Origin of the sequence: Streptomyces sp. NPDC002742 (assembly GCF_042888885.1) — a bacterium.
Taxonomy (GTDB): Bacteria; Actinomycetota; Actinomycetes; order Streptomycetales; family Streptomycetaceae; genus Streptomyces.
The window spans coordinates 441,609-456,092 of sequence record NZ_JBIAQF010000004.1; the positions used below are offsets into that span (position 1 = coordinate 441,609).

Annotated in this window: 12 protein-coding genes; 5 read left to right on the plus strand and 7 right to left on the minus strand. The window is 72.1% G+C overall.

All coding sequences use genetic code 11. The features are described from left to right. Positions 1-36: 36 nt before the first annotated feature. On the plus strand, positions 37-618 hold the full coding sequence (locus tag ACFYW8_RS09325; RefSeq protein WP_389069530.1) for a cysteine dioxygenase: 582 nt from the start codon (positions 37-39) through the stop codon (positions 616-618). Continuing rightward, positions 615-1,025, plus strand: a complete 411-nt coding sequence (locus ACFYW8_RS09330) for a rhodanese-like domain-containing protein (protein WP_365869098.1) — start codon at positions 615-617, stop codon at positions 1,023-1,025. Before ACFYW8_RS09325 ends, ACFYW8_RS09330 begins: the two co-directional genes overlap by 4 nt. Positions 1,026-1,351: 326 nt before the next feature. Here the strand turns inward: ACFYW8_RS09330 and recX are convergent, their stop codons facing one another. Both recX and recA read right to left on the minus strand, forming a co-directional pair. After that, positions 1,352-2,287, minus strand: a complete 936-nt coding sequence (gene recX / locus ACFYW8_RS09335; RefSeq protein ID WP_389069536.1) for a recombination regulator RecX — start codon at positions 2,285-2,287, stop codon at positions 1,352-1,354. Between the two features lie 3 nt (positions 2,288-2,290). Continuing rightward, complete coding sequence (gene recA / locus ACFYW8_RS09340) at positions 2,291-3,415, minus strand: recombinase RecA (protein WP_389069539.1); 1,125 nt, start codon at positions 3,413-3,415, stop codon at positions 2,291-2,293. 473 nt (positions 3,416-3,888) lie between these two features. On the opposite strand from recA, the gene ACFYW8_RS09345 reads away from it, so the two are divergent. Beyond that, entirely contained in the window at positions 3,889-4,668 is a 780-nt protein-coding gene (locus ACFYW8_RS09345) for a hypothetical protein (protein ID WP_365869101.1), read from the plus strand. Positions 4,669-4,687: 19 nt separating this feature from the next. Here ACFYW8_RS09345 and ACFYW8_RS09350 read toward each other — a convergent pair whose 3' ends face one another. Then, positions 4,688-5,899 carry an AI-2E family transporter gene (locus tag ACFYW8_RS09350; protein WP_365869102.1) on the minus strand — a complete coding sequence of 404 codons (1,212 nt, stop codon included), beginning with the start codon at positions 5,897-5,899 and terminating at the stop codon, positions 4,688-4,690. 60 nt (positions 5,900-5,959) lie between these two features. Further along, positions 5,960-6,154, minus strand: a complete 195-nt coding sequence (locus ACFYW8_RS09355) for a DUF3046 domain-containing protein (protein WP_266763371.1) — start codon at positions 6,152-6,154, stop codon at positions 5,960-5,962. Between the two features lie 80 nt (positions 6,155-6,234). Here ACFYW8_RS09355 and ACFYW8_RS09360 point away from each other — a divergent pair, with 80 nt between their 5' ends. Beyond that, entirely contained in the window at positions 6,235-7,179 is a 945-nt protein-coding gene (locus ACFYW8_RS09360) for a hypothetical protein (protein WP_389069549.1), read from the plus strand. Between the two features lie 82 nt (positions 7,180-7,261). On the opposite strand, the gene ACFYW8_RS09365 is transcribed toward ACFYW8_RS09360, so the two are convergent. Genes ACFYW8_RS09365 through ACFYW8_RS09375 form a run of 3 tightly spaced genes read right to left on the minus strand, consistent with a single transcriptional unit; the run spans position 7,262 to position 9,251 of the window. Further along, on the minus strand, positions 7,262-7,570 hold the full coding sequence (locus ACFYW8_RS09365) for an AzlD domain-containing protein (protein WP_365869105.1): 309 nt from the start codon (positions 7,568-7,570) through the stop codon (positions 7,262-7,264). Continuing rightward, positions 7,567-8,385, minus strand: coding sequence for an AzlC family ABC transporter permease (locus ACFYW8_RS09370; RefSeq protein ID WP_389069554.1), 819 nt, complete (start codon positions 8,383-8,385; stop codon positions 7,567-7,569). The genes ACFYW8_RS09365 and ACFYW8_RS09370 overlap by 4 nt, the downstream gene beginning before the upstream one ends. Beyond that, on the minus strand, positions 8,319-9,251 hold the full coding sequence (locus ACFYW8_RS09375) for an AraC family transcriptional regulator (RefSeq protein WP_389069559.1): 933 nt from the start codon (positions 9,249-9,251) through the stop codon (positions 8,319-8,321). Before ACFYW8_RS09375 ends, ACFYW8_RS09370 begins: the two co-directional genes overlap by 67 nt. A 165-nt stretch (positions 9,252-9,416) precedes the next feature. Here ACFYW8_RS09375 and ACFYW8_RS09380 point away from each other — a divergent pair, with 165 nt between their 5' ends. Next, positions 9,417-14,474, plus strand: a complete 5,058-nt coding sequence (locus ACFYW8_RS09380) for an ATP-dependent helicase (protein WP_389069564.1) — start codon at positions 9,417-9,419, stop codon at positions 14,472-14,474. The last annotated feature ends 10 nt before the right edge of the window (positions 14,475-14,484 follow it).

Genomic DNA, 14,484 nt, shown 5'->3' on the forward strand with positions numbered 1-14,484 from the left:
CGCGCGCTCTTCTCGCGAACTCTCAGGACGGTCCGAGTGTCTGTGTCCCCCGCTGTCTCCACGGCTGCCGCTGTCTCCGCTGTCTCCGTCGTTCCTGCCGGCTCCGCTGATTACGCCGCACCCCGTACCCCCACCCAGGCCGACCTGCTCGCCTTCGTACGCCGCGCGGCGGCCGATGCCGAACTGATCGCCTCGCTTCCCCTGGACCCCGAGGGCCGTACCTGGGTACGGCTCGAAGGCCCCGGCGGCAGCGAGGCCTGGCTCATCGGCTGGCCACCCGGCACCGGAACCGGCTGGCACGACCACGCCGAATCGGTGGGAGCCTTCCTCACCGCGTCGGGCGAACTCAAGGAGAACTCACTAGCCGCCCGGCTGCCCGCCGACGGCTGGAAGACCCTGGAACTCACCGAGGAGATCGACCGGCAGCGGAAGCTGCCCGCGGGCACCGGCCGCGGCTTCGGCCGCCACCATGTGCACGAGGTGCTCAACGAGTCCACCGAGCAGCACGCGATCTCGGTCCACGCCTACTACCCGCCGCTCCCGCAGATCCGCCGCTACAGCCGTACGGGGCAGATCCTGCGCCTGGAGCATGTCGAACGTCCGGAGGACTGGAGTTGAGCACCCGGCCGCCCGTGGGCATCGACGCCTTGCTGGAGCAGGTCCGCGCGGGCCTGGACCGGGTGGAGGCCGCGGAGGCGTTCGAGGCCGTGCGCAGCGGCGAGGCGCTTCTGGTCGACACCCGGTACGCCGCCCTGCGCGAACGCGACGGACTGATCCCCGGCGCGCTCGTCGTCGAGCGCAACGAACTGGAGTGGCGGCTCGACCCCACGGGCAGCCACCGCGCCCCGGAGGCCACGAGCCATGACCTGCGGATCGTGGTGTTCTGCAACGAGGGGTACGCCTCCAGCCTGGCCGCCGAGTCCCTGCGCCGACTGGGACTGCACCGGGCCACCGACCTGGTCGGCGGCTTCCAGGCGTGGAAGAGCGCAGGCCTTCCGGTGACGTACGCCGACACGGAGAGCTGACCGCCGCTCACCCTCATAACGGGCTCGTACTCAAACTGAGGACGGGCACCGGCTCGCGCACGTGTGCCGATCAAGCCGGCTCCGGTTCGGGTGACCGATCGCACCGCCTGCGCGCACGGGCGACGTATCGAGCCGGCTCCCGTTCGGTGACCGATCGCACCGCCTCGCGCACGGGCGGCGTATCGAGCCGGCTCATGCAGGGTGCAGGGATGACCGAACGAGCCGGAGCGCGCGCGGATGACCGAACGAGCCGACGGTGACCTTGTGCCGGACGAACACGCCCTCGTACGGAAGCCCGGGGATCGCTCATCCCGAAGCCCGCGGGATCAGAACCCCTCGTCCCCGAGTCCTTCCGTGTCCTCGCCCTCTTCCTCCAACGCCTGGCGGACCACGCGCAGGGCCATGCCCTGGGAGTAGCCCTTGCGGGCGAGCATGCCCGCGAGACGCCTCAGCCGCTTGTCGCGGTCGAGTCCGCGTGTGGAGCGCAGCTTGCGGGCGACCAGTTCACGCGCGGTCGCCTCCTCCTGCTCGGAGTCGAGCTGTCCGACGGCCTCGTCGATCAGCGTCGATTCCACGCCCTTGGTCCGCAGCTCCTGGACGAGCGCCCGTCTGGCCAGCCCCCGGCCATGGTGGCGCGACTCGACCCAGGCGTCCGCGAAGGCGCTGTCGTTGATCAGCCCGACCTCCTCGAACCGTGACAGCACCTCGTCCGCCACCTCGTCCGGGATCTCACGCTTGCGCAACGCGTCCGCCAGCTGCTTCCGGGTGCGTGGGGTCCCGGTGAGCAGGCGCAGACAGATCGCGCGCGCCCGCTCAGCCGGGTCCCCTGGGGACGACTCCCCCTTCTCGGCCCTCGACGAGGAGGGGGTGCCTCCGTCCTGTGGGTCGCCGGACGGCTCACCGAAGCCGCCACGCCTTCGACGACCTCGTCCACCACGCGGTCCGCCCGCACCGCGTCCACCACGCCGGGAAGCCGCGTCCGGCGAACCGTGACCGCCCGGCGGGCCGTCACCCCACCGCGCGTCACCGCCCGTCGAACCGCCACCGTCCGGATCACCGTCGTCCGGACCGATGCCGTGGAAACCCTCGGCTCCGTAGAGCCCGTCGTCGGTGCCGTACGGCTGACCGCCGTACCCCCCGGCACCGCCGTACGACCTGTCACCGTCTCCGGCCGGACCGCCGTCTCCCCCGCCGTACCCCTGCCCCTGCCTCTCGGAGGTGAGGGGGTGGTCGTACTCGGCCCAGTCGGTTCGTCGTGTCATGGACTAGCTCTTTGCCGCCGCGGCCCTGGCCTTGGTGGTCTTGGCGGCCGGAGCGGGCACCGTCTTCGCGGCGTCGTCCGGGGCAGCCGAGACCGCCGCGTCCGCGCCCGGCTCGGTGGTGGGCGCCGCGGGCCTGACACCGACGCCCAGCTTCTCCAGGATCTTCTTCTCGATCTCGTTGGCGAGGTCGGGGTTGTCCTTCAGGAAGTTGCGCGCGTTCTCCTTGCCCTGGCCGAGCTGGTCGCCCTCGTACGTGTACCAGGCGCCGGCCTTACGGACGAAGCCGTGCTCCACACCCATGTCGATCAGGCCGCCCTCGCGGCTGATGCCGTGCCCGTAGAGGATGTCGAACTCGGCCTGCTTGAAGGGCGGCGCGACCTTGTTCTTGACGACCTTCACGCGCGTGCGGTTGCCGACCGCGTCCGTGCCGTCCTTCAGCGTCTCGATGCGGCGGATGTCGAGTCGCACCGAGGCGTAGAACTTCAGCGCCCGGCCACCCGTCGTGGTCTCCGGGGAGCCGAACATCACGCCGATCTTCTCGCGGAGCTGGTTGATGAAGATCGCCGTGGTCTTCGACTGGTTGAGCGCGCTGGTGATCTTCCGCAGGGCCTGGCTCATCAGACGGGCCTGCAGACCCACGTGCGAGTCGCCCATCTCGCCCTCGATCTCCGCGCGCGGCACCAGGGCGGCGACGGAGTCGATGACGATGAGGTCGAGAGCACCGGAGCGGACCAGCATGTCCACGATCTCCAGGGCCTGCTCACCGTTGTCGGGCTGCGACAGGATCAGGTTGTCGATGTCGACGCCGAGCTTCTTCGCGTACTCGGGGTCGAGGGCGTGCTCGGCGTCGATGAACGCCACCTGGCCGCCGGCCTTCTGCGCGTTCGCCACCGCGTGCAGGGTCAGGGTCGTCTTGCCGGAGGACTCCGGGCCGTACACCTCCACGACTCGGCCGCGCGGCAGGCCGCCGACACCGAGGGCGACGTCGAGTGCGGTCGACCCGGTGGGGATGACCTCGATGGGCTCATTGGGCCGCTCGCCCAGGCGCATCACTGCACCCTTGCCGAACTGCCGTTCAATCTGCGCGAGCGCGGCGTCGAGCGCCTTCTCGCGGTCGGTTCCTGCCATGGGTTCCACCCGGTTTGCTTGAGTCGATCGCTTCACGTCAAAGACGCTAACGCCTGCCACTGACAATGCGCCCCGACGCCCGTCCGGCCTGTGGATAACTCGGGCACATCTCCGTCGAAACCGTGCCGAATCCCCCGTCGAGAGCTCCGCCGGAACTTCCATAAGAATGGATGTTCGATTTTTGTGTCAAGCGCACCACGCGGCACCTCCGAGACTACGTTCACGCTCCGACAACGCCCCGAAGATCCAACCGGGACGGTCCCGAAGCCGCCCCCGGCAGCATCCCGGACCCCGCGCCCGCAACCGCCGCAACCGCACGCGGACCCGCCACAGCTCCAGTCCCGGATCCGGCACCCGGCCCCGGCCGCGCCCCCGCCCCCCGGCCCGGCCCGGGGGGCTACTCTCCCGGGCGTACCGCCGGTGTATTCGGCCGTACGACGACGCCACCCGGCCCGCACGGCAGGCTGTGCGCCATGCGAACGACGAGGACCCGTCCCCTGATACCGCCGAAGCCGTCGCTCCGGCCCGCCGAGTGGCTCTGCTGTGCGACGGGCGCGCTGCTCGTCCTCTCGGGCTGTCTGCATCTGCTGGTCTTCGCCGTCGACGGCGGCCCGTGGGACGGTCCCGTCTCCTGGCGCAAGCCCGTCACCTTCGGGCTCTCGTTCGGGCTGACCCTGATCGCGATCACCTGGGTCACGTCGTACGTGCGGGTGGGGGCGGGGCTGCGCACCGCGCTGCTCGCGGTGTTCGCCGCGGACTGTGTGGTGGAGGTCGCCGGGATCACCCTCCAGGCATGGCGTCGGGTGCCCTCGCATCTCAACATGGAGAGCGGCTTCGACACGGCCGTGTCCATGATGCTCGCGGTGGGTGGCGGGGTTCTGGTCGTGGTGCTGACCGTGTTCGCGGTCGCCTCGTTCCGGAACCGGCCCACAGGCCCGCCCGGCATGCCGCTCGCCGTGCGATCGGGGTTCGCGATCCTGCTCGTCGCGCTGGCCTCGGGCGCCGCGATGATCGCGCGCGGGGTCGTCCTCACCCGGACCGGCCACCAGGAGGCCGCGTACCACTCGACGGCTCCGCTCAAGCCACTGCACGGTGTGAGCCTGCACGCCGTCCTGGTGCTGCCCGCGCTGGCCTGGCTGCTGTCGCGCACGCACTGGAGTGACCAGGCCAAGGAGCGGGTCGTGTACGGGGCCGTCGGCTGCTACTCGGCGGCCGTCGTCGTCGCCGGTGTCCACGCCGCCCTCACCTGGTGAACGGGCGGCGAGGACCGGCTCACCGGCTGAACTGCCGCCGTACGCGCGCGAGGAGACCGGCCGAGCCGCGCGTACGGTGCCCGTGCACGCGCGGGTCGTCCGTGACGTCGTAGCGCTTCACATACGCACCCAGGAACGCCTGCAGGGTGGCGACGGCGGGGATGGCGATCAGCGCGCCGACGGCCCCGAGGAGCGCGGTGCCCGCGATGACGGACCCGAAGGCGACCGCTGGGTGGATGTCCACCGTCCTGGAGGTCAGTTTGGGCTGGAGCACATAGTTCTCGAACTGCTGGTAGACCACGACGAAGACGAGCACCCACAGCGCGTACCAGGGGTCGATCGTGAACGCGATCAGCATCGGCAGCGCACCGGCGAGATAGGTGCCGATGGTCGGGATGAACTGCGAGACCAGACCCACCCACACGCCGAGCACGGGCGCGTAGGGCACGCCCAGCGCCTCCAGCAGGATGTAGTGCGCCACGCCCGAGATCAGCGCCATGAGGCCACGTGAGTAGAGGTAGCCGCCGGTCTTGTCGACGGCTATCTCCCAGGCGCGCAGCACCTCGGCCTGCCGGGCGGGCGGCAGCACCGAGCACAGCGCGCGCCGCAGTCTCGGCCCATCGGCGGCGAAGTAGAACGAGAACAGCGCGACCGTCAGCAGCTGGAAGAGGCCGCCCAGCACCTGGCCGGACACGTCGAGGACGCCGGTGGCGCTGTTCTGCACGTACTTCCGCAGCCAGTCGGAGTGGAGCAGGCCCTCCTGGATGTCGACCCGTCGCAGCTCGGTGTGGAAGTGCGTGTTGACCCAGTTGATGACCGAGTCGAGGTAGTCGGGGAAGCCCTCGATCATCTTGATGATCTGGCCCGCGAGCATCGACCCGAGGAGGGTGACGAACCCGGCGATCATGATCAACGAGCCGAGGAAGACAAGGAAGGTGGCCAGCCCTCGGCGCATGCCCCGCGAGGCCATCCAGCTGACCGCGGGTTCTATCGCGAGTGCCAGGAAGAACGAGATCAGGATGTTGATCAGCAGACCGGTGAGCTGGTGGAACGCCCAACTGCCCAGCTGGAACACGGCTATGAGCGTGAGGGCGAGCACCATGGCACGCGGCAGCCAGCGCGGCATGCGCGTGCCCTGCCCGGCCGCTTCACCGCCCGGCGGACCGGGCGGCGTCGTGCCGAAGGGTGATGCCTGGTGATCGACCTGCGTGTTCTCGTCTGTCGGGGCCACCCGGCAAGTCTGGCCCACGCCACCGACACCGGGTCCATGTCCCCCGGCCTTCGGTCCTCTTCAGCGGTTTTCGTACGGAACGTTCATGGTCGCGCACACCACGCGCCACACGTCCTTGGCCTCCCAGCCCGCGTTCAGCGCCTCGTGGACGGTGCGCCCGCCGAGTTCCGTCATCACATGATCGCGCGCGAACGTCTCGGCGTACCCCGCGCCGAAGTGATCAGCCATTCGCTGCCAGAAGACCGTCAACCGCATGACTCCAGTATCCCGCCCCTGAGAGTGGGCCGGAGCCGGGACCGCGTGCCGAGACCGCTTTCCGTCCTACGGTCTGACGCATGGCCGAAACCGGAGCATCTCCACTCCCCCAGACGCCCCCCGCGCACTCCCCACTGGCACGCGCCGAGCACTTCGTCTGGCTCACCGCGCGTGTGCTGGAACAGCGCCGCTTCGCCTACCACTTCCTCGGTGGCGGCGCCGACGCGGTGGAGATCGCGCTGACCGCCTACCGCAACGACGACGACGGGTACGGTCACGCGCTCGAACCGGATCTGCGCGGCCCCGTCAGCCAGCCGCTGCACACCGGGCACGCGCTGCGTGTACTCGACTCGATCGGCCGGTGCGGCGGGCAGCGTGTGGAGCGGGTGTGCCGCTATCTGACCTCGGTGTCGACTGCGGACGGCGCGCTGCCCGCCATCCTTCCCAGTCAGCGCGGGTATCCGACGGCCCCGTTCGTGCCGATCGTCGACGACCCGCCGAGCGAACTCCTCGCCACCGGCCCGGTGGTCGGCCTGCTGCACCGCAACGCGGTGTGGAACGCCTGGCTGTTCCGGGCCACCGACTTCTGCTGGCAGGCGGTCGAGTCCCTGGAGAAGTCCCATCCGTACGAGGTCGAGGCGGCGGTCGCCTTCCTGGACTCCGCGGCCGACCGCCCGCGCGCGCAGGCGAGCGCCGACCGGCTGGGCCGCCTCGTCCGTGAGCGGCGGCTCGCCGCGCTGGACCCCGACCGCCTGGACGCGTACCCCGTCTCGCCGGGTTACGCGCCGGGTGAGCACCACTTCCCGCACGACTACGCGCGGACCCCGGACTCGCTCGCGCGCGCGTGGTTCACCGACGAGGAGATGGCGCGCTCGCTGGACCACCTCGCGGACGAGCAGCAGGAGGACGGCGGGTGGCCGATCCGATGGCGTCAGTGGGCACCGGGCCCCGCCCTGGAGTGCCGTCCCATGGTGACGATCGAGGCGCTGCGCACGCTGCGGGCGTACGGCCGGACCATCACCTGAGACAACCGCCGCCCCCGGTGGCCGGGCGGCGGGCCGGCGGGCCCGGGCGGCGCGTCCGTGCGGCGGCCCCCCGTGCGGGGTGTCAGCCCGTGATTGCGCGGACTCCTGCCGTCACCACGACGGCCGCGGCGACCACCACCAGGAACGGGGCGCGCAGGATCAGCGCCACAGCCGCCGCGGCGAGCCCGGCAGCCTTCGCGTCGACGACGAGGACACGTCCGTCGGCGAAGGTCTGCTGGGCCGTGAGGGCGGCCAGGAGCGCGACGGGCAGCAGAGCGGCGAGGCGCTGCACGAGCGGCCGCTCCAGTACGCCCGCGGGGATCAGCAGGCCGATGAGCTTGAGGGCGTAGCAGCCGACCGCGGTGGCGCCGATGGCGATCCAGATGTTCAACGGTCTTCCCCTGATACGTCGTTCTGCGCGCCGGCCGTCGTCTCGTTCACCGCACCGGCCGGTGCCTTGTTCGATACGACGGCGGAGGCGTCGTCGGCGGTCTTCATGCCGCGGCGTCCCGTCACGCAGAGCACGGCGGGGGCGGCCAGGGCGGCCACCAGCACCGGGACTCCCGCGGGCAGCACGGGCAGCAGGCCGAGCCCCAGAAGGACGGCGATTCCCGCGACGGCGCGTTCCGTGGTGGTCTTCAGCATCGGCGCGAGCAGAGCCAGGAACACGGCGGGTCCGGCGGCGTCCAGGCCCCACGCGTCGGTGTCGCCGATGGCCTCGGCCCCGGCCGCGCCGAGCAGGGTGGTGAGGTTCCACAGCAGGTAGAGGGACAGGCCGGTGACGGTGAAGCCGATCCGGACGCTGCGGCGGGTGGGCTGGGAGAGCGCGACGGCGGTGGTCTCGTCGATCACCCACTGCGCGGCGAACGGGCGCACCGCGCGCGGAAGGGCGAGGAGCTGGGACAGACGCAGCCCGTAGAAGGCGTTGCGGACCCCCAGGAAGAACGCGCCCGCCGCCGCGGTGAGCGGGTTGCCGCCGGCCGCGAGGGCGCCCACGAGCGCGAACTGCGACGCCCCGGTGAACACCAGGAGGCTGAGGGCGCAGGTCTGGAGCAGGGTGAGCCCGCTGCCGGCCGAGGTCACCCCGAAGGCGAAACCGGACAGTCCGACGGCGACCCCGACTCCGAGGGCGTCGCGGACTACGGCGGCGTCGGGTTTTCCGCCTTCGTCATTGCGTATGTCTGCGGGAGCTGTCTGTTGTGCCACGCGTCGGACGGTACGAGGAGTCGCCCCTCGGCGTCTTGTACGTTCTTGCGCTCGCGCTGGTAGGCGCCAGGAGGGACGCCCACGATCCGGCTGAAGTGGCGGTTGAGGTGCGGCTGGTCGGTGAAGCCGACGGCGACGGCCGCCTCGGCGGGCGCGGAACCGGCGTCCAGGAGGTGGCGTGCCCGGCGTACCCGCGCGTCGGTCAGCCAGGTGTGGGGCGGCATGCCGTAGGCGTCCCGGAACGCGCGCAGCAGCGCGAACGGGCTGGTGCCGAGTTCGGCGGCGAGCCGCTCAAGGGTCGGTGGCTCGGCCATCCGCTCCTCCAGCAAGCCACGCGCGCGTGCCGCGAGACGCGCGCCCGCGCTGCGCACCGCCCGCTGCGGCAGGGGCCCTCCGTTCAGACGCAGCAACCGGGTCACGGCGACGCGCAGAAGGGTGTCGGCGGCCAGCGCGTTGCCCTCCTCCGCGGCCCTGAGCACCTGGTGGACCAGGCCCGCCGCGTAGGGGTCGTCCAGTACCGGACGGATGAATCCGGAGGTACCGCGAAGGGTGGTGGTCTCGGCGGCGATCTCGGCCACCGTGTCCGGCGAGGGGTACACGGCGCCGTACCTCCAGCCTTCGGGAACGCCCGCGCGCCCGGTGTGCGGGGTGTCGGGGTTGACGAGTGCCAGGGAACCCGGGCCCGCGTACTGGTCGGCGCCGCCGTGGTGGAAGACCTCGACGCCCTCGGCGACGGCGGCGATGACGAAGTTCTCGTGGGTGTGCCGTACGAAGATCTTCTCGACGTAGCGGGCCCGCAGCAGATCGACACCGGGCAGCTCCGCGTACTGCCAGTGCCGTGCCCGCTCCTGCCCCGAACCTGCCACGTCCTCATTCTCCGCCACCGCGCCGGGACTCACCGCCGCCGCCCGCCCTGCCCTGCCCCGCTCTGCCCGGGACCGCCCGACCTGTCCGGTACTGCCCGACCCTGCCGCGCCGAGGCGTTCTCGCAGGTCAGCGCGATTGTCAGTGGACGGGTGCAGGATGGACGCATGGTCAGCTCCGCACACCGAGCCCTCGACGGCTTCTCCCCCGCGACCCGCGGCTGGTTCACGGGGGCCTTTTCCGCGCCCACCGCGGCCCAGGCCGGGGCATGGGCGGCCATCGGTGCGGGCGCGGACGTGCTGGTCGTCGCGCCCACCGGTTCCGGCAAGACGCTGGCCGCGTTCCTCGCCGCGCTCGACCAGCTGGCCTCGACGCCACCGCCGGCGGACCCGAGGAAGCGCTGCCGGGTGCTGTACGTGTCACCGCTCAAGGCGCTCGCGGTCGACGTGGAGCGGAATCTGCGCAGCCCGTTGACCGGTATCCGGCAGGAGTCCGTGCGGCTCGGGCTGCCGGAGCCGGAGGTGAAGGTGGGCATCCGCTCCGGCGACACCCCGCCCGCCGAGCGCCGGGCGCTGGCCACCCGCCCGCCGGACATCCTGATCACGACCCCCGAGTCGCTGTTCCTGATGCTGACGTCGGCCACGCGTGACGCGCTGACGGGCATCGAGACGGTGATCCTGGACGAGGTGCACGCGGTCGCGGGCACCAAGCGCGGCGCCCATCTCGCGCTCACCCTGGAGCGCCTCGACGAGCTGCTGCCGAAGCCCGCCCGGCGTATCGGTCTCTCCGCGACGGTGCGTCCCGTGGACGAGGTGGCGCGCTATCTCTCGCCGCAGCGCAAGGTGGAGATCGTCCAGCCGCCGTCCGGCAAGGAGTTCGACCTCTCCGTGGTCGTCCCGGTGGAGGATCTGGGCGAGCTGGGCGGGTCCCCGGCCGCCGACGGCAAGGAGGGCGCGGAGAAGCCCTCCATCTGGCCGCATGTCGAGGAGCGGATCGCCGACCTCGTCCAGTCCCACCGCTCGACGATCGTGTTCGCCAACTCGCGTCGCCTGGCCGAGCGTCTGTGCAACCGGCTCAACGAGATCGCCTACGAGCGGGCGACCGGCGAGCCTCTGGAGGAGGCGCATGCCCCGGCCGAGCTGATGGGCGGCTCGGGCGCGGCTCAGGGAGCGCCGCCGGTGATCGCGCGTGCCCACCACGGTTCCGTCTCCAAGGAGCAGCGGGCGCAGGTCGAGGAGGACCTGAAGGCGGGCCGTCTCCCCGCCGTGGTCGCCACCTCCAGCCTCGAACTGGGCATCGACATGGGCGCGGTCGACCTCGTCGTCCAGGTCGAGTCACCGCCGTCCGTGGCATCGGGGCTCCAGCGCGTGGGCCGCGCCGGTCACCAGGTCGGCGCGGTCTCCACCGGTGTCGTCTTCCCCAAGTACCGGGGCGACCTGGTGCAGGCGGCCGTGGTCACCGAGCGGATGCGCACCGGCTCCATCGAGTCCCTGCGGGTCCCCGCCAATCCGCTGGACGTACTGGCCCAGCAGCTCGTCGCCATGACCGCGCTCGACACCTGGCAGGTCGACGACCTGCTCACCACGGTCCGCCGGGCGGCCCCCTTCGCCTCGCTCCCGGAGTCGGCGTTCACCGCCGTGCTCGACATGCTCGCGGGCCGCTATCCGTCGGACGCCTTCGCGGAGCTGAGGCCCCGCGTGGTCTGGGACCGGGTCGCGGGTACGGTGACCGGCCGCCCCGGCGCCCAGCGTCTCGCCGTCACCTCCGGGGGCACGATCCCCGACCGCGGGCTCTTCGGGGTCTTCCTCGCGGGGGCCGACCCCAAGAAGGGCGGGGGCCGGGTCGGCGAACTGGACGAGGAGATGGTCTACGAATCCCGGGTGGGCGATGTCTTCACCCTCGGCACGAGCTCCTGGCGCATCGAGGACATCACCCGGGACCGGGTCCTGGTCTCCCCGGCGCCGGGGGTCCCCGGCCGGCTGCCCTTCTGGAAGGGCGACCAGCTCGGGCGCCCGCTCGAACTGGGCCGCGCGGTGGGCGCGTTCCTCCGCGAGGTCGGATCGCTCCCCGAGGACAACGCCCGACTGCGCCTGCTCGCCGCGGGCCTGGACGCCTGGGCCGCCGACAACGTGATCGCGTACCTGAGAGAACAGCGCGAGGCGTGCGGTCACATCCCGGACGACCGCACGATCGTCGTGGAACGCTTTCGCGACGAGCTGGGCGACTGGCGTGTCGTCGTGCACTCCCCCTTCGGCGCCCAGGTCCACGCCCCCTGGGCCCTCGCCCTGGGCGCCAAGCTCTCCGAGCGGTACGGCATGGACGCACAGGTCATGCACGCCGACGACGGCATCGTGCTGCGGCTGCCCGACGCCGACCTGATGAGCCTGGACCTGCTCGACCAGGCGCCCACCAAGGCGGGCACGGAGTACGACGCGGAGCGGGCGCCGGTCGGCGCGGCGGACGTCACCTTCGACAAGGGCGAGGTCAACCAGATCGTCACGGACCAGGTCGGGAGTTCGGCCCTGTTCGCCGCCCGCTTCCGCGAGTGCGCCGCCCGCGCCCTGCTCCTGCCGCGCCGCAGCCCCGGCAAGCGCACCCCCCTGTGGCAGCAGCGGCAGCGCGCCGCCCAACTGCTCCAGGTGGCCAGCGAGTTCGGTTCGTTCCCGATCGTCCTGGAAGCCGTGCGCGAATGCCTCCAGGACGTCTTCGACGTCCCCGGCCTCACGGAACTGATGGGCGACATCGAGTCCCGCAAGGTGCGACTCGTCGAGGTCACCACACCCGAGCCCTCCCCCTTCGCGCGCTCCCTGCTCTTCGGATACGTCGCCCAGTTCCTGTACGAGGGCGACTCGCCCCTCGCCGAGCGGCGGGCCGCCGCGCTGTCGCTGGACTCGCGTCTGCTCGCCGAGCTCCTGGGCCAGGCCGAACTGCGTGAACTCCTGGACGCCGACGTCCTGACCGAGCTGGAGCGCGAACTCCAGTGGCTCACCGAGGACCGCCGCATCAAGGACGTGGAGGGTGTCGCCGACCTGCTGCGTCTGCTGGGGCCGCTCACGGAGGCCGAGTTGGCCGGGCGGGGCGCGGAGCCGCAGTGGGCGAAGGAGCTGGCCGCCGCCCGCCGCGCCATCCGGGTCCGGATCGGCGGAGCCGACCACTGGGCGGCCGTCGAGGACGCGGGCCGACTGCGCGACGCGCTCGGCACGGCGTTGCCCGTCGGTGTCCCGGAAGCCTTCACCGAACCGGTCAAGGATCCACTCGGTGATCTCCTGGCCCGGTTCGCGCGCACCCACGGGCCGTTCACCTCGGCGACGGCCGCCGCCCGCTTCGGTCTCGGTACGGCCGTCACCGACGGCGCGCTGCACCGGCTCGCGGCGAACGGCCGGGTTGTCCAGGGGGAGTTCCATCCGGCGGGCATCGGCCAGGAGTGGTGTGACGCGGCGGTGCTGCGGCGGCTGCGGCGCCGTTCGCTCGCGGCGCTGCGTCACGAACTCGAGCCGGTTCCGCCCGCCGCACTCGCCCAGTTCCTGCCGCAGTGGCAGCACGTGGGCAGCGGTCACGGGCTGCGCGGAATCGACGGACTGGTGCGCGCCGTCGAGCAGTTGCAGGGCGCGTCCGTGCCGGCGTCCGCGTTGGAGAAGCTCGTGCTGCCGTCCCGGGTAGCCGGTTATACGCCCGCCCTGCTCGACGAACTCACGGCCGCCGGAGAGGTGGTCTGGGCCGGGGCGGGTTCGCTGCCGGGCAAGGACGGCTGGGTCTCGCTGTATCTGGCGGACGCCGCCCCCCTGCTGCTTCCGGCCGAACACCCCCTGGAGCCGACCGCACTGCTCCAGTCTGTCCTCGACGCCCTCTCCGGAGGCTACGGCCTGTTCTTCCGCCAGATCGCCGATCAGGTTCGCGCCACCACGCACCCCGACGCCACCGATCCGCAGCTCGCCGACGCGATCTGGGAGCTGGCCTGGTCCGGGCGCCTCACGAACGACACGCTCGCACCGATGCGCTCCCTCCTGGGTTCGGGCCGCACCGCGGGGTCCACGGCCCACCGTGCCAAGCGCTCGCTCCCCCGCGGCCGCTACGGCTCTCTCACCGGAGGCGCGCGACCCCAGTCGCGTACCGGTCCCCCGACCGTGGCGGGCCGCTGGTCACTGCTGCCCTTGCGCGAGCCCGACCCGACCGTGCGCGCCCACGCCCTGGCGCGCACCCTGCTGGACCGGCACGGAGTGGTGACCCGGGGCGCCGTGGCGGCGGAGGGCGTCGAGGGCGGCTTCTCGGCGGTGTACCGCATCCTGTCGGCCTTCGAGGACAGCGGCCAGGCACGGCGCGGCTATGTGGTCGAGGGTCTCGGCGCCGCCCAGTTCGCGATGGACGGCGCGGTGGACCGGCTCCGCGCGGTGGCGAACGCACGCGACCGGGGCGCCGCCCTGTCCGGCCCCACCGTCCCGGACAACTCCCCCGCCGCACACGGCTTCCCGGACACCCCCGTCTTCCCGCACTCCGGCTCGGGCTTCGACGGCATCGGCCATGGCGACGATCTCGCGGACGGGGCCGATCTCACGGACGGTTCGGGTTCCCTGAACGGCCTCGCCCCCGGCCACGACCTCAACCTCCGCCCAGACCTCGGCCCCGATTCCGGCCTCGGCTCCGAACTCGACTTCGACTTCGGCGAGGACCACACGTTCTCCGCGGACTCCGCCTTCTCGGCCGGCTCCCCCCACCCCGACGTCCCCCACCTCAGGAACACCCCGTCCAACCGCAACGGCGCGCCGTACCCGGCCAACGGCTCCGGCCATCCCGGCGGTTCGGGTTTCCCGGGCGCCCGCTCCCGTACCCGTACCGCCTCGCCGGCTGTCGTACTGGCCGCCGCGGACCCCGCGAACGCCTACGGCGCGGCCCTCTCCTGGCCCGAGCCCCCGACCGAAGCGGGCCACAAGCCGGGCCGCAAGGCGGGTTCGCTGGTCGTCCTGGTCGACGGTGAGCTGGCTCTCTACATGGAGCGCGGCGGCAAGACCCTGCTGGCCTGGCCCGCGGACCCGGACGGCTCGGTCTCCCAGGACACGCGCCTGGACGCCGCGGCGGAGGCCCTCGCCGCGGCCGCCCGCGCGGGCTCGCTCGGCACGGTCACCGTCGAGCGCGTCAACGGTGCCTCGGCCCTCACCTCCCCCCTCGGCACCCTCCTGGAAGGAGCGGGCTTCATCGCCACACCGCGCGGACTCCGCCTCCGCGCCTGACCGGCCGGCC